The sequence below is a fragment of the Flavobacterium hauense genome (assembly GCF_054457175.1).
The window spans coordinates 79,635-105,619 of record NZ_JBTKVX010000002.1 but is presented as its reverse complement, the minus strand read 5'-3'; the positions used below and the strand labels follow the sequence as shown (position 1 = coordinate 105,619).

Annotated in this window: 27 protein-coding genes; 22 read left to right on the top strand and 5 right to left on the bottom strand. The window is 39.3% G+C overall.

Translation table 11 applies throughout. From position 1 onward, the window contains the following. Positions 1-3 precede the first annotated feature (3 nt). Positions 4-480: a TlpA family protein disulfide reductase gene (locus tag ACX0HA_RS01605; RefSeq protein WP_458843517.1), complete on the bottom strand. Its 477-nt coding sequence runs from the start codon at positions 478-480 to the stop codon at positions 4-6. Positions 481-815: 335 nt separating this feature from the next. Here ACX0HA_RS01605 and ACX0HA_RS01600 point away from each other — a divergent pair, with 335 nt between their 5' ends. The 4 genes from ACX0HA_RS01600 to ACX0HA_RS01585 all read left to right on the top strand — a co-directional run bounded on the left by ACX0HA_RS01600 (position 816) and on the right by ACX0HA_RS01585 (position 5,424). Next, a complete protein-coding gene (locus ACX0HA_RS01600) occupies positions 816-2,405 on the top strand; it encodes a T9SS type A sorting domain-containing protein (RefSeq protein WP_458843516.1) in 1,590 nt (529 codons plus the stop codon). Between the two features lie 108 nt (positions 2,406-2,513). Then, entirely contained in the window at positions 2,514-3,248 is a 735-nt protein-coding gene (locus ACX0HA_RS01595) for a T9SS type A sorting domain-containing protein (protein ID WP_458843515.1), read from the top strand. Between the two features lie 41 nt (positions 3,249-3,289). After that, positions 3,290-4,345: an Omp28-related outer membrane protein gene (locus ACX0HA_RS01590; protein WP_458843514.1), complete on the top strand. Its 1,056-nt coding sequence runs from the start codon at positions 3,290-3,292 to the stop codon at positions 4,343-4,345. A 116-nt stretch (positions 4,346-4,461) separates the two neighbouring features. After that, positions 4,462-5,424 (top strand): sugar phosphate isomerase/epimerase family protein, encoded by a 963-nt coding sequence (locus tag ACX0HA_RS01585; protein WP_458843513.1) that lies wholly within the window; start codon positions 4,462-4,464, stop codon positions 5,422-5,424. On the opposite strand, the gene ACX0HA_RS01580 is transcribed toward ACX0HA_RS01585, so the two are convergent. Further along, a complete protein-coding gene (locus ACX0HA_RS01580) occupies positions 5,425-6,285 on the bottom strand; it encodes a 3-keto-disaccharide hydrolase (RefSeq protein WP_458843512.1) in 861 nt (286 codons plus the stop codon). 171 nt (positions 6,286-6,456) lie between these two features. On the opposite strand from ACX0HA_RS01580, the gene ACX0HA_RS01575 reads away from it, so the two are divergent. Further along, entirely contained in the window at positions 6,457-7,047 is a 591-nt protein-coding gene (locus ACX0HA_RS01575; protein WP_458843511.1) for a hypothetical protein, read from the top strand. Positions 7,048-7,102: 55 nt separating this feature from the next. Here the strand turns inward: ACX0HA_RS01575 and ACX0HA_RS01570 are convergent, their stop codons facing one another. Beyond that, positions 7,103-8,794 carry an arylsulfatase gene (locus ACX0HA_RS01570; RefSeq protein WP_458843510.1) on the bottom strand — a complete coding sequence of 564 codons (1,692 nt, stop codon included), beginning with the start codon at positions 8,792-8,794 and terminating at the stop codon, positions 7,103-7,105. Positions 8,795-9,276: 482 nt separating this feature from the next. Here ACX0HA_RS01570 and ACX0HA_RS01565 point away from each other — a divergent pair, with 482 nt between their 5' ends. The 10 genes from ACX0HA_RS01565 to ACX0HA_RS01520 all read left to right on the top strand — a co-directional run bounded on the left by ACX0HA_RS01565 (position 9,277) and on the right by ACX0HA_RS01520 (position 17,610). Beyond that, positions 9,277-9,891, top strand: coding sequence for a DUF4136 domain-containing protein (locus ACX0HA_RS01565; RefSeq protein WP_458843509.1), 615 nt, complete (start codon positions 9,277-9,279; stop codon positions 9,889-9,891). An 11-nt stretch (positions 9,892-9,902) separates the two neighbouring features. Beyond that, positions 9,903-10,535 carry a hypothetical protein gene (locus tag ACX0HA_RS01560; RefSeq protein WP_458843508.1) on the top strand — a complete coding sequence of 211 codons (633 nt, stop codon included), beginning with the start codon at positions 9,903-9,905 and terminating at the stop codon, positions 10,533-10,535. 136 nt (positions 10,536-10,671) lie between these two features. Next, complete coding sequence (locus ACX0HA_RS01555) at positions 10,672-11,322, top strand: hypothetical protein (protein WP_458843507.1); 651 nt, start codon at positions 10,672-10,674, stop codon at positions 11,320-11,322. A gap of 148 nt (positions 11,323-11,470) precedes the next feature. Further along, entirely contained in the window at positions 11,471-11,881 is a 411-nt protein-coding gene (locus ACX0HA_RS01550) for a YidH family protein (RefSeq protein WP_458843506.1), read from the top strand. Between the two features lie 243 nt (positions 11,882-12,124). Beyond that, a complete protein-coding gene (locus ACX0HA_RS01545) occupies positions 12,125-13,294 on the top strand; it encodes a helix-turn-helix domain-containing protein (RefSeq protein WP_458843505.1) in 1,170 nt (389 codons plus the stop codon). A gap of 97 nt (positions 13,295-13,391) precedes the next feature. Then, a complete protein-coding gene (locus ACX0HA_RS01540) occupies positions 13,392-14,345 on the top strand; it encodes a SphA family protein (protein WP_458843504.1) in 954 nt (317 codons plus the stop codon). Between the two features lie 126 nt (positions 14,346-14,471). Beyond that, on the top strand, positions 14,472-14,915 hold the full coding sequence (locus tag ACX0HA_RS01535; RefSeq protein ID WP_458843503.1) for a phosphate-starvation-inducible PsiE family protein: 444 nt from the start codon (positions 14,472-14,474) through the stop codon (positions 14,913-14,915). A 36-nt stretch (positions 14,916-14,951) separates the two neighbouring features. Beyond that, entirely contained in the window at positions 14,952-15,413 is a 462-nt protein-coding gene (locus tag ACX0HA_RS01530; protein ID WP_458843502.1) for a hypothetical protein, read from the top strand. Positions 15,414-15,437: 24 nt separating this feature from the next. Then, complete coding sequence (locus ACX0HA_RS01525; protein WP_458843501.1) at positions 15,438-16,589, top strand: BamA/TamA family outer membrane protein; 1,152 nt, start codon at positions 15,438-15,440, stop codon at positions 16,587-16,589. A 157-nt stretch (positions 16,590-16,746) separates the two neighbouring features. Beyond that, the gene (locus ACX0HA_RS01520; protein WP_458843500.1) at positions 16,747-17,610 is read left to right on the top strand and encodes a tyrosine-protein phosphatase; all 864 of its coding nucleotides are present in this window, start codon (positions 16,747-16,749) and stop codon (positions 17,608-17,610) included. Positions 17,611-17,673: 63 nt separating this feature from the next. On the opposite strand, the gene ACX0HA_RS01515 is transcribed toward ACX0HA_RS01520, so the two are convergent. Both ACX0HA_RS01515 and ACX0HA_RS01510 read right to left on the bottom strand, forming a co-directional pair. Then, positions 17,674-18,168, bottom strand: a complete 495-nt coding sequence (locus ACX0HA_RS01515; protein ID WP_458843499.1) for a cupin domain-containing protein — start codon at positions 18,166-18,168, stop codon at positions 17,674-17,676. Positions 18,169-18,181: 13 nt separating this feature from the next. After that, positions 18,182-19,054: a DUF808 family protein gene (locus ACX0HA_RS01510; RefSeq protein ID WP_458843498.1), complete on the bottom strand. Its 873-nt coding sequence runs from the start codon at positions 19,052-19,054 to the stop codon at positions 18,182-18,184. A gap of 299 nt (positions 19,055-19,353) precedes the next feature. On the opposite strand from ACX0HA_RS01510, the gene ACX0HA_RS01505 reads away from it, so the two are divergent. The 7 genes from ACX0HA_RS01505 (at position 19,354) to ACX0HA_RS01475 (ending at position 25,910) form a co-directional block, all read left to right on the top strand. Further along, positions 19,354-19,935: a hypothetical protein gene (locus tag ACX0HA_RS01505; RefSeq protein ID WP_458843497.1), complete on the top strand. Its 582-nt coding sequence runs from the start codon at positions 19,354-19,356 to the stop codon at positions 19,933-19,935. Between the two features lies 1 nt (position 19,936). Further along, positions 19,937-20,980, top strand: a complete 1,044-nt coding sequence (locus ACX0HA_RS01500) for a hypothetical protein (RefSeq protein ID WP_458843496.1) — start codon at positions 19,937-19,939, stop codon at positions 20,978-20,980. 5 nt (positions 20,981-20,985) lie between these two features. Continuing rightward, positions 20,986-21,363, top strand: coding sequence for a hypothetical protein (locus ACX0HA_RS01495; protein WP_458843495.1), 378 nt, complete (start codon positions 20,986-20,988; stop codon positions 21,361-21,363). A 419-nt stretch (positions 21,364-21,782) separates the two neighbouring features. Then, positions 21,783-23,066 (top strand): phage integrase SAM-like domain-containing protein, encoded by a 1,284-nt coding sequence (locus ACX0HA_RS01490; protein WP_458843494.1) that lies wholly within the window; start codon positions 21,783-21,785, stop codon positions 23,064-23,066. 1 nt (position 23,067) lies between these two features. Continuing rightward, on the top strand, positions 23,068-24,087 hold the full coding sequence (locus ACX0HA_RS01485; protein WP_458843493.1) for a hypothetical protein: 1,020 nt from the start codon (positions 23,068-23,070) through the stop codon (positions 24,085-24,087). A gap of 163 nt (positions 24,088-24,250) precedes the next feature. Beyond that, the gene (locus ACX0HA_RS01480; protein WP_458843492.1) at positions 24,251-24,559 is read left to right on the top strand and encodes a helix-turn-helix domain-containing protein; all 309 of its coding nucleotides are present in this window, start codon (positions 24,251-24,253) and stop codon (positions 24,557-24,559) included. Positions 24,560-24,683: 124 nt separating this feature from the next. After that, positions 24,684-25,910 (top strand): BT4734/BF3469 family protein, encoded by a 1,227-nt coding sequence (locus ACX0HA_RS01475; RefSeq protein ID WP_458843491.1) that lies wholly within the window; start codon positions 24,684-24,686, stop codon positions 25,908-25,910. Positions 25,911-25,985: the final 75 nt, after the last annotated feature.

Sequence of the window (25,985 nt, the reverse complement as noted above, 5' to 3'; positions counted from 1 at the left end):
CAATTACAGCTGCTTCAGTTTATTGTAAAGTTCTTTTTCTCCACCCTGGCTGTAACCATTATGAATATAAACTATCTTTTTATTTTTTACCACTACAGTATAAGGCGGGTTTGCCACGCCAAGGGCACGTTTCAGATCCTGGTTAGTGTCAAGCAGAACTGTATAAGGCCATTTTTTTCCGTTAAGCAATGGCTTAACACGTTTTTGTGTACGTGTATCGTCAATAGAAACAGCAACAACTTCCATATTAAGCTCTTTAGACCATTTTGCATAATTTTCATTTATGGCATCAAGCTCATTAATACATGGCACGCACCACGTTGCCCAAAAGCAAATTACATAAAGCTTGTCTTTCTCAGCAAAATCAGTCTTAACATTATAAGCTTTGTTATCTACAGATTTAAGGGTTACTGAAGGTACTTCTTTTTGTGCATAAGCAGAAACGGTAAGAAATAAGAACAGCAGGGCTAATTTTTTCATAATCTTAAAATTTTATTAAAAACTGCATTGGCAGTTAGCGGTGGCAATATTAAAAAAAAATTAAAAGCCAAAGATATGCCATGCCGTTAAAAATTAAAAAGAATAACATAAAAGCCTAAAAAAGTTGCGTTTTTAGTGGTTAAAAGTCTATAGGTTTGATAGAATATCACTTTTTTTTACTATTTAACACACTTTTTTCGCATGATTTATCAAAAAAATTTTGAGGTGTCATTTTTTTCTATAATTTCGTCAAAATTTACATTAGGTTTATATATGCTTAACCCATAACATCCTAATTTAGATTGAGATAAAATAACAACTATACTTATTTAACTATGAAAAAAAGATTACTATTAGGTATGATGCTTATGGGAGCCGTTGCTGCAAATGCGCAGATAACGGATGGCACTACTGCTCCAGACATCACGGGACAAAGAATACTATCTATGACCTATAGCCCGGATGTGGTAAATTATGGTGAAACCATTTCACTTCAGGAATACCTGAATCAGGGGAAAACTGTTATTGTTGATATGTCAGCGGCATGGTGTGCACCTTGCTGGTCATTCCACAACTCTAAGACCCTTGAAACTCTTTATGAGACTTATGGTCCTGAAGGAAGCGATGAGCTTAGGGTAATATTTATTGAAGCTGACGACAACACAAATATATTTGAATTAGGAGCACAGGGAAAAAATTACCCTCCTACAGCCGGCACACAAGAGCGTGGTCCATCACAAGGTGACTGGATTACCGGCGTACCTTACCCGATCATTAATAATGATACGGCTGCTCAGGCGTATGGCCTTGAGGGCTTCCCTTCAGTTTATACAATTGTACCAAATGCTGAACAAGATGTACAGGGTAAAGTTTACAATTTAGAAAGAGACTCTATGGGGGCAATGGTTGCTTCTATTAACGCAGCAAGAGCTGAAGAGGGTTTAGCACCATTGACAGGTATTGACTACTACGGCAGAATAAATGCAGAAGACATAAGATACTGCGATGCTGACGGTGCTATCAGAGGTTACCTTTCAAGTACTTACGGCCATGCAATTACAAGTGCACAGGTACAGCTTAAAAAAGACGGTGAAATAGTAGCCACTCAGGATTTCACATTAAACATTGGCGGTTATGATACAGGAGAAGTTGACTTTACAGGTTTAACTATTGACCCTACAGCAGATTACCAAATGGTACTTCTTAAAGTAAACGGCCAGGATCCTTTAACACAGGAGACTGCTGCAGACTTTACTTCAGAAGAATTCTCAATTGCTCTTAATGCTTCGATAGAAGCATCAGCTAACATTAAGGTTGTTCTGAATACAGATGAATACCCTTCAGAAATGGCACTATTCCTTACTAAATATGACGATAACGGACAGCTTGTAGGCGTGTGGAGCAAATCATTCCCGAATAATAGTGCTACTTATAAAGAAAAGACCTTTACTTATGATGTAAACCTTAATACTATCGCAGGTGTAACTACAGATACTTGTATCGGTGTATATCTAAGAGACGCTGTTGGCGACGGATGGGACTACAACACTGCAGGTACTGCTGTTGTACCGCATGGTGTAACTATTACATCTCACGATGGTACTGTATTGTACACTCACAATGGTACTTTCGGAAGCTTTGTAAAACAGGATGCTACATTAACAAACAGTGGCGTACTTGCAAACGGATCATTTGAAACTTCTTCTTTTGCAGTATATCCAAACCCGTCAAATGGTATCTTCAACTTCACTACTGAAGAAGCAGTTGACGTAACAGTTGTAGACCTTACAGGTAAAACAGTTCACACGGCTAAAGGTATTGAGAACGGTGGTTCTATCAACCTGAGCGGACTTCAGAAAGGTATGTACATTGCTAAAATCAATGGTGCATCTGGCGAGAGGAACGAAAAACTGATCATTAAATAGTAAACCTATTTAAAGCAGTTATTTAATATAACGCTATCGGGAACGGGCTTACCGTTTCCGATAGCTTTTTTAATAAAAACGCATACATTAAATTAAATTCGAAGAAAAATGAAAAAGATTATTTTAGCAGCTGTACTTTTTGTTTCAGGACTTGCTCAGGCACAAATCGCAGTTTTTGACGGCGACACACAGCTTGTAAACGGCGAAACCTATCCCTATAGCGTTTTGGGTGAACCGGCAAAAATGCACTTTTTAGTACAAAACGACACCGATGCTACTATTTATGTAAAGCTTAAAATGCTTGAGTCGAATAATCCGGACGGTGAAAGCGTACAGTTTTGTTACGGGGGCGTTTGTTTCGACTCAGCTCCTGTCGGAAGGATGGCACCTAACGGTGGCCACACATCAGCAACTACAATAGTTGCAGGAGGAAATAATCTTGGCTTTGACGGCTATTTTTACAACCAGTATGCAGGTACCGGACAAGCTGTAAACTACACCATGGGACTTGTTCATATTGATACAGCAGGTAATCAGGTAGGCGACCCAATCATTACTTTTACCTATAAGTATGATCCTACGGCTGCAACTACAGATTTTAATGCGCTTGAGCGTATGGGTATCGTGGTTAACAACACTATCGTAAAAAGCACGCTTGACCTTACTGCAAACCAAAATGCAAAACTACAGATCGTGAACATCAACGGACAGATAATAAAAACTATCGCTGTTGCTAATGGTTCTCAGTCAATAGACCTTTCATCTGCTGCTACAGGCGTTTACTTTGCAAGGTTCACTACAGAGGATAACAAAACGGCTCAGGTAAAGATCGTTAAAAACTAACACGCATACACTCTAAAAAGTTAATGCAAGCTTACACTACAATGAAAAAGAATTTAATCCTGATAGTTGCAACCCTGTTGGTTATTATTGGCTGCTCTACTGACTATGAGATACTCCAATCCCAGGACAAGATCAGCCTTACCGCCGATGCCTCTGTTAAGAAAATAGGCGAAACTGTTACTTTTACGGTTAAGAACAGTAAAGGCGAGATCCTGACCGAGAATGCTGAATTTTTTGTAGATGGTACCAAAATAGAAGGCAACACATTTACATCTGACGTTGTTGGAAATTTTGAAGTAACAGCCATATACAACACTGTAACTTCTGCACCGCTTATGGTAAATTATCACGACGGTACAGGTATCAACTTCAGGAAAAGAATGCTGATAGAAGACTACACCGGCACATGGTGCGGATGGTGTCCGAGGGTAGCCCATGCTATAGACCTGGTACATAACCAGACCGAAGATGCTATTGCCGTAGCCATCCATGGCCCCGGCGCAACACCAAGCGAAACCGGTTATGACCCTTACACATACAACACCAAAGCTTTTGAAAAAGAAGCCGGGCTGGCACCGGGTTATCCTAAAGGTTACCTGAACAGGAACATTCAGTGGGAATTCCCTGAGCCTGATAATGTAAACCAGGCCATTGCACTTACGCAGGGAGAAAACCCTAAACTGGGTGTTGCCATGACATCGGCTATTGCCAATGGTACCATTACCATGGATGTAAACGTGATGTTTGGTAAAGATTTCGGGAACAAGCTAAAGCTTGTGGTATATGTGCTTGAAAATGGACTTATCTATGAGCAGCATAACTACACATCTTATTATGATGGAGTTGATTTGCTTGAAGATTATGAGCACAACCACGTATTACGTGAAGTGTTAACCCCAATGACAGGTGAAGCCATAAGTGCAGACCAGACAAAAATAGGAAACACCTTCACCAGGACATTCAGCGTAGCTGTACCGGCAAACATTGCCAATGCTGCCAATGTTGAATTTGTCGCTTTTGTTCTTGACGAAACCGGCAGGGTGATCAATGTAAGGAAAACTGCTCCGGGCGAAACCCAGGAGATAGAGCTTCTGTAACACATTCTTATCTAAGATATCTCTAAAACCACCCGCCAAAACGGGTGGTTTTTTTTATGGCCGCTGTTACGACTATGGAATTAATTTATATTTTTAGTCCTCCAAAAAACCAAAAAATGAACCGACGCTCCTTTATAAAAAACAGCGGCCTTGCCGGATTGGGGTTAAGCCTCACTGCACCGTCACTAACCGGGTGGCTTGCAGAAGGCACATCCAAGCCATTCTTTAAGCTATCACTGGCACAGTGGTCGCTCCATAAGGCCATACTCGAAAGCAAGACCCTATCTCCTTTTGATTTTAGCCAAAAGGCACGCACACTGGGCTTTGACGCGGTAGAATATGTAACCCAGCTTTATACCGCCGAACTTGAAAAGCAGGGCCTCGACAAACTTATAACCGAACTGAAAAAGAGAAGCAAAGACCAGGGCGTAAAAAACGTACTTATTATGGTCGATAACGAAGGTGAACTGGCAGCACTCGATAAAGCTTCCCGCGACGAAGCCATCAGCAAGCACGCGAAATGGGTAGATGCAGCTCACGAAATGGGATGCCATGCCATAAGGGTGAACCTTTTTGGCACCGGTGCCGAACATGATTTTGACATTTGGAAAGAAACCTCAACTGATGGTTTGGGCCGACTGGCACAATATGCCGCAAAGAGCAATATCAATGTGATCGTAGAGAATCACGGAGGACTGTCATCTGATGCTGCTAAACTGACGGAAGTTATAAAAGCCATAAACCTCAAGAACTGCGGTACCCTCCCCGATTTTGGCAACTTTTGTGTAAAGCGCGAAGGCGGCGAACGCTGGGGCGCACCCTGTATTGATGAATATGACAAATACAAAGGCGTTCTGGAGCTTATGCCCTTTGCCCACGGGGTAAGTGCAAAGACTTTTGATTTTGATACTGATGGCAACGAAACCACTATAGATTACGCCCGAATGCTTACAATTGTAAAAGAAACAGGTTACAGCGGTTACATAGGCGTAGAATATGAAGGCAGCCGCCTTAGCGAAGAAGCAGGCATCAAAGCTACCCGCGACCTGCTCCTGAAAATTGCCCTGAAGTTAGGCTAGCTATTTAAAATAGGCCGCATAATGGGACGGTAATGCTTTAAGCTCTTTGATCTGTACACCTTTATAAAATGTTTCGGCGGCTTCACTCTGCAGTTGTATTTTGCCTCTTGTCAGCGGAATGGACTTACCGTTCTCTACATAGCGGGAGTTTTGCAGCACCATTACCACGTGGCCATTTACAATATGCAGGCTTTTGCCTTCAAAGCAAATAAGCTCAACCGTTGTCCACTCGCCCTTTGGGCTTTCGTGATTCTCGCTCCTAAGGCAAAAACCGTCTATACCCGTTCCCGCAGCTATAGGCAGAAAAGGCTGCTCGCTGTTAGCAACAGGATTCATTATACCCTCGGGAATAAAAGCGCGTACATCTATGGCTGCATTGGCAATATTCCAGTAATCGCCCATGTGGCCTTCCATCAGCTGAAATTCCTGAGACAGCATCCATGCCCTCCAGTAATCTTTGCCGCATTCGCCTACCGAATGATATAATATCCCCGAGTCGCGCAGCTTATCAGTGCGCGGATCCCATTTCTTTTCGCCCCATTTTACTTTTGCCTTCAGGTGATAGTTCTCATACTCGGCCTTTGTATAGATGCATCCGTATATCTCTCCGCTAACCCTTAGTATGGGTTCGCCGTTCTCCTGCGCTACAGTAAACACATTAGCTTCATTTTTATTATAGCCAATTGGTTTTTCTGCAGGCAACTGGCCGCTATAGCCAGGCTTATGGCGGTAACTGAGATACATTTCCCATTGCGAGAGGTTATTGTCAAGCAGCGGTTTCCATTCAGGCTCACTTGTGAACCCCATGAGTGTAAGCCCAATTGTTAGCAGTGCCGCAAAGGCCGGAAATATTTTTTTCATTGTCAGTTGTTTTTTGGATGCTATAAATGTATAGGTTTTCAGCAATGGATACTTATGGCAGCAATGACTTTTTTCTTCCTACCCGTTTTTCCATCCGAAAACAGGTATTTATACGCTGTTTCGGTAATAAGCAGCTACATATATTTGGTGTAAACCAAATATCACCCACCTATGGACAGGCACGTAAAGATCTACTCTAAAAAAGGATACATAGTAGCAGAAATATCCTTTTATTACGAAAAAGCAAATCAGGTTACCTATAAGATAACGGAATACAGCATGTATGAATCTGAAGATTATGAGACCAAAGAGACAATTTACAACACCTATGTAATTAGTGGCTACAGGGACGATTTTGCCAGACATGTAAATTTCAGGCAGTTCAAAACCATGGACGAAATGATGGCCCATGACAGGGATTTTGCCAAAAAAGAACTAAGCTATAACAGGATAACCAATATTGACGACTACAACCTTGTTTACGGACCCGAAAATCAGCAGAGGCGGTATTTTGCAGGCAGGCAGCACCGCAACGAACAGCTTGGCGTATTTGACTTCACCTACAACTTTGACACCAATACCAAAGAAATGAGGTTTCTCTCGGCAAAAGAATTCCGCCTGGACCATTCCATCACTTCAGACTGCCTGGTTACCAACATGGCAATGATTGCCCAGTTGATGTACCTCGGCGAAAACTGGGAAGAAGACTGGATGCGTTACTATGCCGGTTATGATGTTACAACAATGGACACCGTGTACTAATAAAAAAAGTTCCACGCCATGGCGTGGAACTTTATCAACTATTCAAAACTAAAAATTAAGATTTTTTAGGCGGTGCTATTTTCTTAGCCGAAGTTTCCTGAGCAGCTGCCCTGGCCCTGGCAGCTTTTATCTGGCTCAACTCTTCTTCAAGAATGTTTGTAGGCACAAAACTTGGAGGGAAAGATCGTGGCGGATATTCTTTGAATGTTTCAGCAAATTTGAACACTTCATCCATTGAACCATACACTGCCCCTACGCCGTTTAGGACCCAGTCCCAGTACGTATTGGATGTAATATCAGCCTTTTCATAAGGATCCATGAAAAGATTGTATTGTTTCTGAAGCCTTAGTCTGGTAAATGGCTCTGCCCATAAGGCAAGTGTGCCCTGGCTACGCTGCTCAGCATATACATATTTCATTTGGTCAAAGCGGAAAGCTACCAGGAGACCGTCATCATCAGCATAAAAGAACTTATTACGGGCGCTTTTAACTGTAGTCTTATTGCTTACGCCGCCACTTACTGTTTTAAGGAACGTAGACTGGTCGTAACCGTCAAGGTGTACTTTATAGTTTTTTCCATTGGCAGTATAGCCTTTAAGCAGTTTATTTACAACATCAGGCTCACCGGCAATAGCGCAAAGTGTAGGCATCCAGTCATTATGGCTCATCATCTCATTAGTTACTGTACCTGGCTTTATATTACCCGGCCAGCGTACAAGGCACGGCACCCTGAAAGCACCTTCCCAGTTGGTATTTTTCTCAGAACGAAATGCAGTTGTTCCTCCATCAGGCCATGAGTTGGAGTGAGGGCCGTTATCTGATGTATATACTACAATTGTATTATCAGCTATACCCATATCTTCAAGTGCTTTAAGCAATGTTCCTACGGTTATATCGTGTTCGATCATACCATCAATGTACTCACTATCGCCATGTTCAAAATTACCTCTGTGTTCTGCCCTTACGTGGGTACGGAGGTGCATACGGGTAGAATTAAAATAACAGAAGAAAGGTTTCCCTGCATTATGCTGCCTTTTCATAAAATCAATTGCAGCGCCGGATGTTTCATCATCCACCGTTTCCATACGTTTTTTGGTAAGGGCTCCGGTATCAACAATTTTTTGTTTTCCAATCTTGCCAAATCTTTTATCAGGCTCACTGGTATCATCAGTATTGGTAGCGGTACACTTTAAAACACCGCGTGGTCCAAATTTAGCCAGATATGCAGGGTCTTTAGGATAATCAGGCAATTCAGGCTCTTCCTCAGCATTAAGGTGATAAAGGTTACCATAAAATTCGTCAAAACCATTTACAGTCGGCAACGATTCATTCCTGTCCCCCAGGTGATTCTTACCAAACTGCCCTGTGGCATAACCCAAATTTTTAAGCAGTCCGCCTATTGATGGGTCAAGCTGGCTCATTCCCATTGGTGCACCCGGAAAACCCACTTTGGTAAGCCCGGTACGTATGCCATGCTGCCCTGTAATGAAAGCGGCACGCCCCGCAGTACACGACTGCTCTGAATAATAGTGAAGAAAACGGATACCCTCGTTACCGATACGATCAATGTTAGGGGTTACATATCCCATAAGCCCATCGGTATAAGCACTTACATTGCTGACACCTATATCATCTCCCATAATAAAAAGAATGTTAGGTTTGGACTTGGATTGGGCGTTCATTTGTAGTGCAGTCAGCGCCACGAGGACGAAAAACAACACCTTGGCTTTAGTAATCAGCTGTTTCATAATAATAAAGATTTAATTAGATCGGGATTTATTGTATAGAATTAGTTCTTATGTCAAAAACCTGTATACTTCTGCGATGCGTCGAATGCGTTTGGGGGCATGGCAACACACTCTTAACAAAGTAACTTATAATCAGCTACATATATACCTTTTCAAGGTCGTTATTAGGTTGCAGATTATAATCTGCAACCTATTTATCGATAACCTGCACTTTAGTAAAACTACCAAAACACCAGTGTTTACAAGGAAAATCACTGAATTTTCACGATCCGGGCTTTTTTTGAAGAAAAAAATAAAACTCCTATATAGTATGCCATTTTTAAAATGAGCCATAAAAACAAAAGGGTTTCATTTTGTAAAATGCAACATCTTAAGGCTTTAAAAAATATGCAGCAGGCTTATAATGAGGTTACTTTGTGTAAGCAATTTAAAGAATAGTACTAACCCACCTGTCTAAAACAATTCAATTAAACTATATCACTATGAAAAAAATTATTCTCCTGCTATTGTGCATGCCCTTGTATGTTGCATGCATAACCCCACCAGATTATGATGATCTTTCATCTGAGTTTATCGTCTCGACAAATCTGGATAAAACTGCCGATTTTACAACCTATGGCACATTCTATGTTTCTGACACTATTGTAAACATTGGCGGAGAAGGCCAGGACACGCTTTGGCATGATGATGATGCCGAACAGATTGTGGCAAGAATTAAAACCAATATGCAGGCAAGAGGCTATACGTATGTTCAAAGGCATCAAAGCCCTGATCTTGCAATGGCGGTAGGTGCCGTAAAAATATTAAATGTAGAATACTACCCTGGATGGTGGTGGGGCTATCCGGGATGGTTTCCATTCTATGGCGACTGGTATCCTTATTATTACCCATGGTCTACCGTATATGCCTATAATACCGGGACACTTATTGTGGACACCTATGATGCAAAAAATGCACCAGCCGTGGGACAATACAGGGCGATATGGAATTCTACTTCATTTGGTGCCCTGGGCAATTCGACAAGCGGAAATGTAACCCGTGCCGAAAATGCCATCAACCAAAGCTTTGAACAGTCACCTTATTTTAAAGCCAACTAAATCTACTCATCATGAAAAAAGCAATCTATATATTTATTTTTTCGGTAGGTCTTTCAGGCCTCATGAAAGCACAGGACATGGAGTCCTCCTCTACATCAGGTTCACTTCCTACAGATATGATATTCCTGGGCTACGAAGTGGCATTCCCTACAACAACTGATTACCTGAGCGAAATGAGCTGGTCTGGCTTCAGGATAGATTACCGCCACATGGTAACGCCTAATGTTTCTATAGGGCTTGCCATGAGCTTTAACACCTTTGAAGAATATTTTGACAAAAGAACCTATCAGAGGCCTGACGGCAGCGGTGCTGTGAGCAGCGATATGATTCGCCAGGTATATACTACCCCTATTACGGCAACCGTGCATTATTATTTTAACGGAGACAAGATAAGGCCGTATGTAGGTCTGGGGATGGGTACGCAATACAGCGAACAAAATGCTTACTTTAATATTTATGCCGTAGGCGTAAACAACTGGGGATTTACGGCGAGACCGGAGGCCGGCATTTTAGGACGCTTCAATTCGAATCTCAGCGGCTATCTGAGCGTAGCCTATAACTACGGCACCAATCAGAACGATGCATTTAACGTAGACAACATAAGCTATGTACCTATTACCATAGGACTTGTTTTTAACCCATAATATACAAACTTAATATATTCATTTGTGTTAGTTAGTCCCCTGACAGGACAGTATTTCAAAAAAGTGTGGAATCATACGCATAGGTTCCGCACTTTAAGAAATACACAGCACATACAAATACCTAAAACACACTATCATGAAAAAAATAAGACCCATTCTTTTACTATCCCTACTGATTTTAACCGCCTGCGGAACGAGTACTTCTATAACGGGCTCCTATAAAGATTCGGCCGCTCCAAAGGAAGGCTACAAGAAAATTTTTATTGTCGCGATAACGGATCGTGCTTCTGTGAGGCAAACGGTAGAAAATAATATCGCTACCCTTGTTGCGTCAAGAGGTGCCGCATCTGTAAAAAGTTCAGATGCCCTACCTCCTAACTTCAGGTCGGGCGATGCCACAAAAGATAAAGAGCTTTTAATGAGCAAGATCAAAGAAACAAACTGCGACGGTATTATTACCATTGCCCTTATCAATCAGGAACATGAAACACGCTATGTACCCGGAACAGCCAGCTATTACCCTATGGGTGTAGGCTATTATGGCGGTTTTGGTGCCTATTATGCCTATGGGTATAACAATTTCTATTCGCCGGGATATTATACCGATGACAAGATCTATTACCTGGAGGCCAACCTGTATGATACAAAATCAGAAAAAATGGTATGGTCGGCACAATCTAAAACCTATAACCCTACATCCATAGATGATTTTCTTCAGGGCTATTCGAAAGCGCTTTCAGACCAGATGACTAAAGACGGCATCATGCCAATCCCTCCAAAAAAATAATACAATGATTTTTTTCAGATACACTTTTGGTTATTTATGCAAGCGGGAAGGTAGTACCTTCCCACTTGTATAATAAATGTCTATTAAAAAAGAAGCTGTTTTCATACAGATTTTATAAACATCGCCTTACGTTTGAAAAATCATGACCATGAAGAAAATCCACTCAAATTTTCATCAGATACTCCCGGTTAGGAAATTCAGGGATTATTTAGCCGCAGAGCGCACTGACCTCGCACTGGAAACGACACAGCTAGCCTGGATACGCACCACTCTTGCCATGATAGCCATAGGCACTGTTATAAACAAAGGGTCGGATGCACTGTACAAAGCAAAAGTAATAGAGGAAGAAATTACCGTACAAAGCGATATTCTGGGTATTATCCTCGCTATGGCCGGAACGGTGCTTCTCACAGTGATCACTTTCTACTTCCTTATTCGAAGACGGCAGCTGTCGCAATTAAGAGAAGGTAATCCGTATGCTATCATCCCGGTGCTGCTTATTTCGGTATTTACCATACTCGCAGGAGTAGGCTTAAGTTATTTACTTATAATATCCTAAATATCAAAAAGATAAGAATCCCATAATATAGATCGACTTTTTTACAGTAAAAATCGACAAACAACATTTAAAATAATATTAAGAATAATTCTACAAGTGCTAATAAAAAGTTAATGATTCTGCTTAAACACTTATAAATCAGACGAAAAGTGTTAAATTTTTACTTAATTTTATGATTATTTAACCATTGTTAACAAAAATAAAGGTTAAATTAGTAAGACCAACAACCAACCGCGTCTTATCATGATAAACAATCTACTCTTCTCTGTATTTTTTTTGGCAGGAATGATTGGCTTAATTGTCTCAGTGATTATTGTCTGCAAAAAAGAAAACTTTAATCAAAATGTTTTCCTGAGCCTCTGCCTTTTTGTACTCTCTTCATCGTGCATTTATGCATTGTTTACAAATTCAGGTAACCTGTTTTACTATCCTAAAACAGTACTTGCCTTAAAATCCTCGGCTTTTTTGGTCGCTCCCTGTGCTTACCTGTATTGCAAAAAAATGATTGACCCCGGTTTAAAGTTCAGATGGTATCATTACCTCAACTTTGTACCCGCTGCAATAAGCCTTGGGTATAGCTTTACTAACATAACAAAGTTTATAGACTCTAATTTTTGGGTATCGAACAATCTCTTTTTCAATACCGATTTTTACACCTTTAACATGACGGTAAACCTGATCTGGCTATTCTATGCCTATACACAAATACTGATGATCTTTACCAATCCGTCAAAAATAGCTTTTCTGTCAGAAGAAAAGATCAAATGGCTTAAAGCCTTCAGCTTTTTCTCCATGCTGCTGTTTGTCTCTTTGTTTTTACAAAAAATTACCGGTTTCACATTCAGGATAAACCTTAATGCTGTAAACAGCACTATCATATCATTTGTATTGTTAAGTGCAGGTTACATCATCTTTTTTAAGCCTGCGATCTTTTTTGAGGTTAATGAGCCTGAGAAAAGTCAGTTCATCCCTGTAGATGAACCAGCAATCGAAGAAGAAGACAGCTGCTGCAAGATACCTGCCGGCTACCTTACCAAAGAAAAAATAGGAGAATATTCTTTATGCATCGAACTGGCATTAGCAGATAAACCTTTTCTGCAAAAAGGTTTTGTAATAAGAGACCTTTCCGACCTCACTAAAATTCCGGTGCACCATTTATCTCATTTTATCAATTCGCAATACAATTTGCATTTCCAGGATTTCATAAACAAAAAACGCATTGAATACCTGATGCAGCAAATGGAGGATAAAGAATGGAAAAGCCTTTCGCTTGAAGGGCAGGCATGGGCAGCCGGCTTTAAATCAAGGACCACTTTTTTCAGGGCCTTTACAAAGCTTATGGGTAAATCTCCGTCAGAGTATGTCAATTCAATGAATAAACCGGGTACAAAAGGCTATTCTGCAACAGCATAAATTTGTTTCAGTTTATAAACTGCTACCATTCAATCGTTTTGTTATAGTCCCAAACTCAAAATAGCTATCTAATTTTGAGTCACTAAAACATAATCGGATGAAAAAATCATTTCCTTTCCTAACCGGTTTCAGGTTCATTATGATGTGTTGCCTGATGCCAATAGCAGCTACTGCCCAGCTTAAAGGAGGACATCTTTTAGGCGCATTAGGCCTTAAATCGGGAAGCCAGGCTCCCGAAAATACACTTACAGTATTGACCCCTGTATATTTTTATAATGCAAAGTCATTGCGTAACAGCGACGGAGACGAGATCGCTAAACCGGATATAAGTATGTTCATTGCCGCCCCGGGGGTAAACTGGGTAAGCGACATAAAAATACTTGGGGCTAACTATGGGGCTGCCATACTACTCCCATTTGCATCAAACCGACTTGACTCAAACATCATTGAATCCCATAGCGACTTTGCTTATTCTGATACTTACATCCAGCCCATACAATTAGGATGGCACAAAAAGAGAGCCGACTTCTTTGCCGGATATCAGTTATATATCCCCACCGGAAAATACGAAGTTGGAGGCAGTAACAACAGTGGACTCGGAATGTGGATAAATGAGTTTTCGGGAGGCACAACAGTATACCTTACGCCCGATAAGAAATGGCATTTTGCAACATTACTGTCTTATGAGATACACGGCAAGAAAAAAGATACCGATATAAAAACAGGAGACATCCTTAACATCGAAGGTGGCCTGGGCAAAACTTTTTATGTAATGGGAAGCGATACTGCTGCTCCAAAATCAATCATCAATGCAGGATTAATCTACTATATGCAACTTAAAACTACCGGTGACGAAATACCCGTAGGGCCAATAATCATTAATCCGGAAAAAGACAGGGTATATGCATTAGGTGCCGAAGCTAATTTGCTGCATGTCTCTTCGTCCACCACTTTTGGCTTCCGTTGGTTTGGAGAACTATCGGCAATAAACAGGTTTAAGGGCAATACATTTTTTATCTCCCTTGCATACACCTTTGCTACTAACAAATGATAGAGGCCGAAAAAACATTAACCCTGCAAAAAAAATTGTTTCAAGTTCTAAAATGAAACATCATAGAGCCCTAAAAATCTAAATAGCAGGTTTTCATTAACGTACTTTGTTTAAAATCACGAACTCATGGAAAAACTAAGTGCAAAATTCGAAAAGTACATTTCAATCACTTTACTCTTATTATCGGGCTTTTTTGTAATCTTTCAAACCGTAGAGCTGCTTTGGATAACAGGCGAGCACATGCACATGAGGTTTAGTTCAGGATTGAATTTTACCCCCGCCCCCGAATACAGCAGAGGTATCATGATCGTATTCTTTAACATTATGCTGATGCTGGAGATCATGCAAACCATCAAGGTCTTCTATAAATCATATACGCTCAAACTCAGGATCATACTCCTTGTATGCCTTATCGCAGTGAGTAGGAAGGTGTTCCTGCTTGACATAGAACATAATGCCATGCTTGAATTCTCTACAGCGGCACTAATACTTGCCATATCTGCAGGATATTACCTGATAAGCAGGACAGAGACCTTCAACAAGCTGGATCATGAGGAAGAGGAAGCCTAAACATAAAATTTTAACCAATTAAATCAATATCATATCATGAAAGCATTTTTAATTACACTCGCACTACTTAGCTTTTCATTTGGTTTTTCTCAAACCGATAAAGAAGACCTTGCCATTGTAAGGGCAGTATTTAACAAAGAGAAAAAAATACTGGTTCAGGAATACATGAACTTTGATGCACCTAACGATGCATTCTGGTCGCTATATGATGAATACGAGACAAAACGCGGCAACCTGAGCATGACAAGGGTACAGATCATTTCTGATTATGCCGACCAATACAATAACCTTACCGATGTACAAGCAGAAGCTATCGTAAAAAGAATATTCAGTAATGATGAAGGATACCATAGCCTTCAGAAGAGCTACTATAAAAAGATGTCAAAAGTGATAGGTGCTAAAAACGCAGCCAAATTTTTCCAGCTTGAGGCCTATCTGCAAAACATCGTGCGTAATAAAACAATGCAAAGCATTCCATTCATAGACGAGTTAGATTAACCATAACCATTAAGGGGGCTTCACATGAAATACATAAAGAAGATATATCTGGCAATAGCCTATTGCTTATGCTATGTAACAGTTGCCTCTGCACAGGACAAACCCCATGTTTCACTCAAAGACTCCCTCGACGGAGCCTTTGATGTGAGCGATTATCTTATTTATGCCAATGGCTTTATAGTAGTACCCGTACCCATCACCGAGCCTGCCGTCGGAGGTATAGGAGGCGCTTTGGTACCGGTATTCATTAAAAAAAGAGCACCCGTAAAAGACGAAAAGACAGGTAAAACACGTCGTATAAATCCGGATATGACCGGGGCTATCGGCATGTATACTGCTAATAACAGCTGGATGGCTGCAGGATTCAGGTCAGGAACGTGGGCCGAAAAACGCATTCTCTACAGGGCCTTTGCCGGCTATGCCAGCATGAACATATCCTTATATGAAACCCTCCCGGCCGTTGGCGAAAAGGAATATGAATTCCATTTTAACCTGATCCCTGTCTATCTACAGGCACTCAAACAATTCCGAAATGACAAATGGAGCCTTGGGCCGCAATATCTTTTCCTGAAAAACGAAGTATCGTTGCCTAACGCCACCCTACCCGACTTTGTAAAGAAAGACGAGGTGCAAAGCATTACCAGCCAGTTGGGGCTTGCGCTGCAGTATGACAACCGGGACAACATCTTTACACCCGATAAAGGTATCCGGATACAGGCCGATTTCTTTTGCTCCGACAATATTTTCGGGAGTGATTATGATGCCTGGCGGGTAAACTATTCGGCCATAGGTTTCATCCCAATTACCAAAAAATTAACCGGCGGGTTACGTATAGAAGGCTCCAACACCTTTGGGGACACTCCTTTTTTCCTCAAACCGTCTGTTAACCTTAGGGGTATTGCCGGAGGAAGGTACCAGGCCAATAGTACCTGGGAAGGAGAAACCGAATTCCGGTGGGATGCCTTTCGCAGGTGGAGTGCCGTTTTCTTTGGGGGTGTGGGGGTTGCCTACGATAATCTTGATGACATCCCTGACCTGTCCTTCAAGCCAACATACGGTACCGGTTTTCGTTACCTGATCGCACGAAAATTCAAGTTAAGGATGGGAGTCGACGTTGCCAAAGGGCCGGAAGACTGGAATTACTACATTGTTTTTGGCAGCAACTGGATGCGATAACACTTTTTTAAAGATTACGTAATCTTATGCCCTTTATAGGGCATTTTTCATGCCTGTATGTCTCTTAATTTAATGTTTTAGTGATTTTGACATAAAATGTTCATGTAGAACAAAACCTACATTTGCCAAACATTTTAAACATTAAACCTGCAAAACGATGAAAAAACACCTAACAAACCTAATGTATGTTGCCTTTTTAGGCCTTGCTACACTAACTACCTCATGTAGCGATGACGATTCTAAAAATGCTGCTCCTTATGAAATCGACGAAAACCATGTTGTACTTACAGGCGAAGACAATATGCGTGACTTAGGCGGTTATGTTGGCCAGGATGGCAAACGCGTGCTTTACCACAAATTATTCCGTTCAGGAGAGCTGTCAGCGCTTACCGCTACCGATCTTGAGCATATCGCTACCAAAGAGATCACCCAGGTAATAGACCTTCGTACTACCGAAGAGCGCACTGAAAAAACAGACAAGGCAATTGCCGGTACAACGCGTTACGAGCTTTCGCTTATTGACGAACTTACAGGAGCTAATGGTGGTGTAAACCAAAACGATATTTTCGGGATGATACTTTCAGGACAAATGAGCGCTGAAGAGATCATGATTCCTGCATACGCATTAGATGAGACCAAAATAACACAGTGGACAAAGATATTTGACCTTTTAGAATCAGGACAGACAACGCTTTGGCATTGTACGGCGGGTAAAGACAGGGCGGGTATGACTACGGCACTTGTACTTTCTTCTTTAGGTGTAGACAGGCAGGTTATCGTTAACGACTTCATGCTTTCTAATACCTATCTTTCTGCTTATAACCTACAGACAGTATCATACATCAATTCACAATATGGTGCGGGTGTTGGCGAGCAGCTTATGCCACTATTAGGTGTAGAAGAAGAATATATCACTACTTTTTTTAAAAATATTGAGACTACGTATGGCAGCGTTGACAGCTTCCTTAAAGTACTTAAGGTAGATACTGCCAAAATGAAGAAAAACTTCCTTGAGAAATAAGAGGTAATTCTTTAAACATAAAATCCGCAGGAATAGGGCCCTGCGGATTTTTTTTATGTATAGCTATTCTTGTTTTTCGAAGTAATCCGGCGGATACAGCTTTTGCCCGTATCGCCCTGCCGTTTCGAGCAGTTTTGCCTTCTCCGCATCAGTTGGGGACTGTGGTTTGCCCTCCTTACCCAGGGTGTTGCTTACTTCCTTAAAGAAAGCATCAAGTCCCGCAGGTGCAACAATGCATAACAGGCGTGCCATCTCTCCTGACACATTCCTGAAATTATGTACCGGCCCACCTTCAGGTATGGTGACCATAGCGCCTTTTCGGCCTGTGTAAGTTCCCGATTGGGTCCTGAACTCCACCTCGCCTTCCAGCACATAAAAACTCTCCTGAAATGAGGGGTGCTCATGTGGCACGGGGCCACTACCCGGCGGAATATTCATTTCTATTACTGCCAGCTTATCGCCGGTTTGCTCTCCTGTAAGCACAATACGATAATCGGACCCTGCAATGGCAAGCTTTTCGCCCTCTTCGGGACCGGTTGTTATGAGTGATTTTTCCATGAGTTAAGTAAAATTATTTACCTTTTACCACCGATACAATTTTTTTACCAACTGTCATTAAGGCAACCGCAGCAAGCCCTGCCGCTACACCTATTGCCACTTCCTTGACAATTGAAGGCACCTCCGGCATCACGTGGTGCAGGTATTCGATATTATGTACAAAGATACCCCCCGACACCATGATAAGCGCAAGCGTACCCACTACAGCCAGGAATTTGATCACTATCGGAAGCCCTTTAACCAATACATTACCAAGGGCTGCCAAAAATCCTTTATTATTCGATTTTTTGATAAGCTTAAATCCGGCGTCGTCCATCCTTACGATAAGCGCAACAATACCATAAACACCAACGGTGGCTAACAGACCAACGATAAAAACAGTAATGATCTGTATTGTGAGAGACTTATCTAAAGCAGACCCAAGTGCTATGATCACGATCTCAACAGAAAGAATAAAGTCTGTCGTGACCGCCGACTTCACTTTGGCTTTTTCGGCAACAGAAGCATCCTCTTCCTTGTATTCTTCTATAACCTCATGCCCGGTTTTATTACGGTGGAATAAGTACTCTATGATCTTTTCGACTCCTTCATAAGCCAGATAGATACCTCCCAGAACCAGCGCAACTTTAATGGCTACCGGAAGAAAGTAATTCAGCAGGAGCGCAATAGGGATAATAATAAGCTTATTGATAAACGAGCCTTTGGTAATTGCCCACAGCACCGGCAATTCCCGTGAAGACAGGAAACCTGTAGCCTTCTCGGCATTAACCGCAAGGTCATCACCAAGTATGCCCGCTGTTTTTTGGGTTGCTATTTTACTCGTTACTGCCACATCATCCATCAAAGCTGCGATATCATCAAGAACCGCAAAAATTCCTCCTGCCATAATATTGTTTGGTTAGGCTGTAAAAATAGGGAATTTAAAAGGAGTTTGGGAGTGGGTTAGATAAGTTTTAACGGGTGGTTTTTTTATTATAAGTCGCGTTTGTAAATGCTTTCGATGAGGGGTTTTTACAATCCGTGCGACTCAAAATCAAAAAGACAACTATTTAAGGTTTTTAATCCAATTATAGGCATTACACTAAATAATAAATAGGGTTAAAAACCATCAACAAACAGGTGTTTTTACGTATAACAAACTGGAAATCAAATATTAAATTTGAACAACCAATTAATATTCCGATGATGAAAAATCATACTCTTTTTAAATTACTTATCGTCATGGGGCTTCTAAGCTCGTGTTCAACAATTCACGAAGTCCATTATTTTAAGGATAAGATTACATCGACTAAGGTATCCACTAAAGTTATCCCAAATTATTATAAAGTCGAGATCAATGGCTGCTCATTTTTTTCTAGTTCACGTTATATATCAGGATATTTTGACCAAAGCGCAATTAACCTGTATTTTAATGAATTTACACAACCTGAAAACGGTAAGCTTTTTGGAACCGAAGCTTCGTCATCGGCTTTTACAGATGAGCAGGGTAATGAATTAGTCCTTATCTTTTCTACCAACGCTAAAGCAGTCACCGATCAGATAGGGGCAGTTGCAAAAAACCAGGTAGTATTAAATTCTGCTGCTTCAATACTACAAAAAGATAAAGTTGAAGAAGCCGAAAAAATAAAGCTTAATCTCGATGCAATAATATCTGACAAAGATATTTTTATCCTCGAAAATGATTTATATCTGAAAGATATTGCAGAAAAATCAGAGAGTGAAAAAAAACTCGCTATTAAACAGCTACTAGAAATAATAAATAAGTAACATGAAAAAAGCAATTATACTATTAATAGGAATGTTTATTTTATCAGGGTGTTACAGCAAATTAAAAGTAGTCGTAAAAGTTGCTGACCGGCCTATAGTAATGGCTAATGCATCTGAAATAATAAAACATGACCTCGTTACATCGCAAGTCGCTCTTGAAAACTTTATAGTTAAAGCCGATGAACAGAAAAAAACAGTAATTGGAAGCATTAAAACTTATCTCGGCAAAAATAATGAAGGCTATGAAATTCCTGAAGAAACCATGAAAACATATTCAGAAAAATATGATTTACATGTGAATGCGATAAAGACCGATATGGACAGAGCAAAAAATTATGCTAATCTTAGTAAAAATGAAGAGGCCTCTATCTGCGTTAACCAGGCAAATCTAAAAGTTCTTCAATTCATAAATGATCTGAAGACCTGGGAGACCAGCATTAGTTCCGGCACGGGTAATATATATGACATCACAACGTTAATTGACGCCGGAAATGTAATTGTAGATCGCCAGAGATTCCCTATACTCGGTGACCCCATGACTTCATTCATAGCAAAACACGACAATAAAGAGATATGGAAAAGTGTATTTAATGAAACAGTATCGTCGAGTCTTTTCGGAAATTCAGACATAGCAATGATACTAAGGTCAAATCCTCCTGAAAACGAAGTAAAGAGTGGTGACTATAACAATAATTTTACAATTAAAGGTGTACGAATGGATGCAGCAGATGCTACAAATGCTTTTTTTACAGGTATTACACAAACTATGAATTTCATTGCCAGTACACAAGGTATAAGCCTACCTTCATCAAGAACAGGAACAGTTGAAAACCCTCTCCCTTCTGAAAATCCAATTATTACGGGAATGCAAACGGACAAAAAAAATTATGAAGCAAAAAAGAAAAAGCTTGAAGATATTCGCAAAATGTTAATTACTAAGATTGTCATTGAAGATATTCAGAATAAAAACGGGGATGATTTGAACGCAGCAATTTTAAGGATTGAGGCCTATTGGAATACTCTAAAAACAGAACTTAATAAATAATCATTATGGAAACATTTTATAAACTAAATAAAAATTTTGACCTTCCTGAAGAAAATTTTATCATTAAAAAAGGAACTTTTGTAAGTATTACAGATATATATAATGAAAATGATGCTTCTATCCCAACTGTCTTAAGTGTAAACTTTAAAGGCATTAATGGAAGCTATAACATAAAACAGGAATATTTCAACCAATTAAAGCTAGACGGGCACCTGAAAGCATTAGTCCCTAAGTTTAATAAAGGGGACTGCGTAACATATAGTACTGAGAAGGGGATCGTAATGACCCGAAAACCTGACCAGTGGAATAATTTTATGTATGGAGTTAAGTTTAGCTCGACATCTTTATTATTACCTGAAGACCTTCTTAAGTCTTGTGAATAAGCTTTAGGCATTACCTACGGTAATCTCGGGATAGTATACCGTTCAAAGAAACCAATGCTTCGGCACTAATGTGCCTTACCGCATTTTTTGTTTCTGCGCTTAGGCTAAAGCTTCGGTTGCAACGTCAAGGAAAGGGATTGCCTGCGGCCATCCCGGGAGGTAAACGGTTCAAAGAAATCAATGCTCCCGCTACGCGGAAGCATTGATTTCTTTGGCAGAGAGGAAGGGACTGCATACGTCCAAAATTGGTATCTTACAGTATCGCTGTAAATCAGCTCAAATATATCAGTAAAACAAAGGATTACAAATAAAAAAGCTTACTTTTTGTTTGGAACTATTTGGATATATTTGGTTATATTTTGACATTACCGTACAAATATCGTACATTATTTTTATATTTGTATGGTAAAATTTATATTATGGCTTCAGTTAATTTTTTATATCGCTCAAAGAAAGATTCTGCCAAATTAAATATCCGTCTACTGTACAGATTAAATGGTAAAGACAAAAATATTGCCAGTAATTCGAAACTTACAGTAACGAAACATTACTGGAATAATATACACAACCATAAAAGGGTAAGAGATATTGACGATGCTAATTTAAAGGCAGATGTTTTAGCAGAAATGAATAAGATAAGCACGTTTATTCTTACTGCTTTCGATGCAACCAAGCCGGAGTTAGTAGATAAAGAATGGCTAAGTAATACTCTGGAGCTATATTACAACCCTCATAAAGATGAGGAGACTCCCAATACCTTAGTAGAATACATAGATTTTTACATTAATTACAGAAGGCATGAGTTAAAAAATTCTTCCATCCAAAAATTTACTGTTATAAGGAAAAAAATGGAAAAGCTACAAAAGCAGAGAAAAAAGCCAATCTATATTAAAGATATAAATGACAGGTTCAAAAATGAATTTGTTGATTTCTACCATAAAGAAAATTATGCTCAGAATACTATTCAAAGAGAACTTTCATTTGTTAAAACCTTTTGTAGACATGCTCGTTATATGGGAGTAGAAACGAGTCCACAGCTCGACAGTATTAAAGTCGATAAGGAAAAATCGGAAAAAATATATCTGACCGTTCCAGAATTAGCCTTGATTAAAAATATTGATGAGAGTAAACTCAGTGATAGTTTACAAAATGCCAGAGACTGGCTTATAATCTCTTGTTATACAGGTCAACGTGTATCTGATTTTATGCGATTTACCAAAGATATGATAAGAACGGAAGATAAGATTGACCCAAAAACCAAAGAAACTAAGGAATTGCGCCTTATAGAGTTTACACAGAAAAAAACTGAAAAACTAATGACCATACTTCTACATAGGGAAGTATTAGAAATCTTGGACAAAAGGGATGGAAACTTCCCATACAGCATATCAGCCCAACGTTATAATGAATTTATAAAGAAAGTTTGTAAGATAGCCGGGATAAATAAAAAAATAAAAGGGAGCATACATTCTGAAACCGAGCCTAAGAGCACGGTATTTAGAAGCAAGCCTGGCATGTATGAAAAGTGGGAGCTTGTGACATCCCACATTGGGAGGAGGTCATTCGCTACAAATTTTTATGGCACGGTACCTACCTCATATTTAAAATATGTTACAGGTCACAGTACCGAAACAATGTTTTTAAATTACATTGGAAAAAGCAACAAAGATATGGCGATAGAAATGGATACTTATTTTAGTTAAGATGGATATAAGTGCAGTAGAAACTACAGAACAATATATTTTCGGAGGTATTGATAGTATAGCGACTTTTATCGCCAGATATTATTCATATAACGATATACAATCTATAAAGAAACAATTCATTAAGCAAGATTTAATCATACTTAAAAAATTTAAGGAGTTTAAAAGTTCAGCAATTGGTCATATTTTATCTGAGATAGCAAAGAGCCACAATATTCCACCCCTTGATTATTGGGTAACATTTGAATACATCCCATTTACTACATATTATAATTCTGACCTCAAAACTTGCTGCGTGAATTTTATAGAGCAGGCAGATATCGAAGATGAGGAGAAGATAAAAATGATTAATTCTATTGAGAGCTTTGCAATAGATTTGTATGCTACTGAATTATTGAGAGATGTGTTTGAATATAACCTCGAAGCAGAGACTGCGCTCTTTACATATGTCCCTGATATAACTGTAGCACTCGAGCTACGCTTAGAAATGTTAAACAAACACATAAATTTAACAAACAAAGCAATTATAAAAAATAAGGAAATTCTACGAAACAGCAGAAAACCCCATATTAAGCTCTGTGCGACAATCCTCAATCAATTTTTAGAAGCATACCTTAAAAGAATATATATTGATTTAGAATATTACATTAAACAGTTGCAAACGAGCTTCAATGATATTTTAGATACCAAAACTGCTAAGGTGGAGATGTTAAATTCATTATTTGAAAATCAGCAAAAACTTGATATTTATCTTTCATACGAAAAAATACTTATGCAAAAAGGATATATTGACCCAGAAAATAACTCATGGTTACAATCTCCCATATTATTCATCAAGTTTTATCAATATTGCGAGATTAAAGGTTTGTTCAAGATGATTTTCAAAGGTAAAACGAAAGGTATTTCGAGACTCAGGGAACTATATTCATTTCAAGAAGGAAAAAGTCTTGACAAGCCATCTAAAAGACATTCTATACCTGTGAAAACAATTACTACCGATTATTTTTTCCTAAATATTTAGTCCCTTTTTAGTCTCCTTTTATCATTTGCATTTAAAAATAAAACTTATACATATCTGACATTAAACGACTTACATCAATCTCGTTTACGGTATTTAAGTCCCCAAACTTTAGCACCCTTAAAAAACCTCGTACCTTCGCTGTAGAAATTTAAAATCTATAAAAATGAGTACAGAAATCAAGATTGTCCAAATGCAGCCATATGAGCTACAGGGATTAATTACACAAAGTGTAAAGGAAGCAGTTACTGCTATAATGCAAAATCTACAACCATGCAGTGATGTAGAATTACTAACCAGAAAACAGGCATACGAGTTCCTGCAAATTGACAGTTCTACCCTATGGGAATGGACAAACAAGGGGAAAATACAAGCCTATGGCACTTCTGGTAAAAGATATTACAAAAAGTCTGAGCTACTTGAAGCACTAACGGTATTGCACCCTCGAAAATTACCCTCTAAGCAAGTTGCTTAAACAACCCCTTACCTTTTAAGGTATATCTATCGGCTGCGCAGCCCAAATCAAAAAATTTATCATAAACTATGACACGGATTTAAATACCGTGCAGGTATTCCCATGTCTATTAACAAAAACGGAAATGAAACATATTAAGGTAGTCAGTAATCCATCTTGTAGAGATGCGAATGACAAAAGTCCACTATTTACAAGCGTTACAACATATATGGCAGCAAACAAGCCTAAGATAGATAACATACTATCAATAAAAGAAGTTCTAACACTAATTAAAGGAGGGGATAAGAATCGTGGTTTAATAACTAAAGCCCGGACAATGGATAAAAAAAGCGAGCAGTATCGTATAATTAAAACAGAAAACTTACCAACTATAAGATTTAACTTCATGTTTGCCGGTTATGCTAACAATACTAATATAACTGAGCCTACCGGCTTATTGTATCTCGATGTTGACGATGTGGACACTATTCCAGATAGTGAGTACATTTTTGCAAAGTGGAAATCGTTATCGGGCACTGGTTATGGAATCCTTGTAAAGGTGAAAAATCTAAACCTCTTAAACTTTAAGCAGACATACCTGCAAGTAGCAGATGAGATAGGCATTAGCGTAGATATACATGCCGCAAAAGCCACACAGCAAACTATTTTAAGCTATGACCCTGACATGTACTTCAATGAATGCTCTAAGGAATTTAATTGTTTAGAAGCTAAGGTATCAAACCATCTAAAAAAAGAGAAAGAATGTATAGATACGTGTGATACCTTTTCTAACAGTTCAGATATCAGGTATAATAATATAGATAGCTATTTTATTGACGATACACCTTACATTGTTTTTAAGGAAAAGGAATTTATATGTAATCCGTATATACCCCAAAAAATTTTTCAGGGTGCAAGGAACGCAACTCTATATCAGATTTTATCGCAATTCGCTTTGCTAAATTTAAATAAGGGCTCAGGATTTCTACGCTCTCTGGGACAATTGATTAATAGAAATATGTTTCCGAAGCTTAGTAATGAAGAAATAAATAATACAGTCAACAGTGTTATAAATGGTCGTAGAAGTAATACTTTAAAAATGCACTACAATGAGGAAAGGAGAATCTTGTTTAACCCGTCAATGAAGCTTACAAGAAAAGAGAAGATGGATATTGTAAATAGAGAGTTAGGACAGATACAGCGTTCAAAAACCAGACAAAAAATATATAAAGCCTTAGAAGCTTGGAACTTTATAATTGATGGCGAAATAACTCAGAAAAGTATAGCAGAAAAAACTGGAATGAGCTTGTCTACAATAAAGAGATATTGGAGCGAATTCCGAAGCTATATTGATTTCTTAGAGCGAGAATAAAGAACTGGAAGCAGGGTTGCCATTATTTGGTTAGCCCTGCTTTTCATTATATGTCTTTATAAACCAATCAAGTTT

What these genes read in the sequence shown, in the direction of transcription:
- ACX0HA_RS01605 (WP_458843517.1), bottom strand. Translation starts at nt 480, where the DNA reads ATGAAAAAATTAGCCCTGCTGTTCTTATTTCTTACCGTTTCTGCTTAT.
- ACX0HA_RS01600 (WP_458843516.1), top strand. Translation starts at nt 816, where the DNA reads ATGAAAAAAAGATTACTATTAGGTATGATGCTTATGGGAGCCGTTGCT.
- ACX0HA_RS01595 (WP_458843515.1), top strand. Translation starts at nt 2,514, where the DNA reads ATGAAAAAGATTATTTTAGCAGCTGTACTTTTTGTTTCAGGACTTGCT.
- ACX0HA_RS01590 (WP_458843514.1), top strand. Translation starts at nt 3,290, where the DNA reads ATGAAAAAGAATTTAATCCTGATAGTTGCAACCCTGTTGGTTATTATT.
- ACX0HA_RS01585 (WP_458843513.1), top strand. Translation starts at nt 4,462, where the DNA reads ATGAACCGACGCTCCTTTATAAAAAACAGCGGCCTTGCCGGATTGGGG.
- ACX0HA_RS01580 (WP_458843512.1), bottom strand. Translation starts at nt 6,285, where the DNA reads ATGAAAAAAATATTTCCGGCCTTTGCGGCACTGCTAACAATTGGGCTT.
- ACX0HA_RS01575 (WP_458843511.1), top strand. Translation starts at nt 6,457, where the DNA reads ATGGACAGGCACGTAAAGATCTACTCTAAAAAAGGATACATAGTAGCA.
- ACX0HA_RS01570 (WP_458843510.1), bottom strand. Translation starts at nt 8,794, where the DNA reads ATGAAACAGCTGATTACTAAAGCCAAGGTGTTGTTTTTCGTCCTCGTG.
- ACX0HA_RS01565 (WP_458843509.1), top strand. Translation starts at nt 9,277, where the DNA reads ATGAAAAAAATTATTCTCCTGCTATTGTGCATGCCCTTGTATGTTGCA.
- ACX0HA_RS01560 (WP_458843508.1), top strand. Translation starts at nt 9,903, where the DNA reads ATGAAAAAAGCAATCTATATATTTATTTTTTCGGTAGGTCTTTCAGGC.
- ACX0HA_RS01555 (WP_458843507.1), top strand. Translation starts at nt 10,672, where the DNA reads ATGAAAAAAATAAGACCCATTCTTTTACTATCCCTACTGATTTTAACC.
- ACX0HA_RS01550 (WP_458843506.1), top strand. Translation starts at nt 11,471, where the DNA reads ATGAAGAAAATCCACTCAAATTTTCATCAGATACTCCCGGTTAGGAAA.
- ACX0HA_RS01545 (WP_458843505.1), top strand. Translation starts at nt 12,125, where the DNA reads ATGATAAACAATCTACTCTTCTCTGTATTTTTTTTGGCAGGAATGATT.
- ACX0HA_RS01540 (WP_458843504.1), top strand. Translation starts at nt 13,392, where the DNA reads ATGAAAAAATCATTTCCTTTCCTAACCGGTTTCAGGTTCATTATGATG.
- ACX0HA_RS01535 (WP_458843503.1), top strand. Translation starts at nt 14,472, where the DNA reads ATGGAAAAACTAAGTGCAAAATTCGAAAAGTACATTTCAATCACTTTA.
- ACX0HA_RS01530 (WP_458843502.1), top strand. Translation starts at nt 14,952, where the DNA reads ATGAAAGCATTTTTAATTACACTCGCACTACTTAGCTTTTCATTTGGT.
- ACX0HA_RS01525 (WP_458843501.1), top strand. Translation starts at nt 15,438, where the DNA reads ATGAAATACATAAAGAAGATATATCTGGCAATAGCCTATTGCTTATGC.
- ACX0HA_RS01520 (WP_458843500.1), top strand. Translation starts at nt 16,747, where the DNA reads ATGAAAAAACACCTAACAAACCTAATGTATGTTGCCTTTTTAGGCCTT.
- ACX0HA_RS01515 (WP_458843499.1), bottom strand. Translation starts at nt 18,168, where the DNA reads ATGGAAAAATCACTCATAACAACCGGTCCCGAAGAGGGCGAAAAGCTT.
- ACX0HA_RS01510 (WP_458843498.1), bottom strand. Translation starts at nt 19,054, where the DNA reads ATGGCAGGAGGAATTTTTGCGGTTCTTGATGATATCGCAGCTTTGATG.
- ACX0HA_RS01505 (WP_458843497.1), top strand. Translation starts at nt 19,354, where the DNA reads ATGAAAAATCATACTCTTTTTAAATTACTTATCGTCATGGGGCTTCTA.
- ACX0HA_RS01500 (WP_458843496.1), top strand. Translation starts at nt 19,937, where the DNA reads ATGAAAAAAGCAATTATACTATTAATAGGAATGTTTATTTTATCAGGG.
- ACX0HA_RS01495 (WP_458843495.1), top strand. Translation starts at nt 20,986, where the DNA reads ATGGAAACATTTTATAAACTAAATAAAAATTTTGACCTTCCTGAAGAA.
- ACX0HA_RS01490 (WP_458843494.1), top strand. Translation starts at nt 21,783, where the DNA reads ATGGCTTCAGTTAATTTTTTATATCGCTCAAAGAAAGATTCTGCCAAA.
- ACX0HA_RS01485 (WP_458843493.1), top strand. Translation starts at nt 23,068, where the DNA reads ATGGATATAAGTGCAGTAGAAACTACAGAACAATATATTTTCGGAGGT.
- ACX0HA_RS01480 (WP_458843492.1), top strand. Translation starts at nt 24,251, where the DNA reads ATGAGTACAGAAATCAAGATTGTCCAAATGCAGCCATATGAGCTACAG.
- ACX0HA_RS01475 (WP_458843491.1), top strand. Translation starts at nt 24,684, where the DNA reads ATGAAACATATTAAGGTAGTCAGTAATCCATCTTGTAGAGATGCGAAT.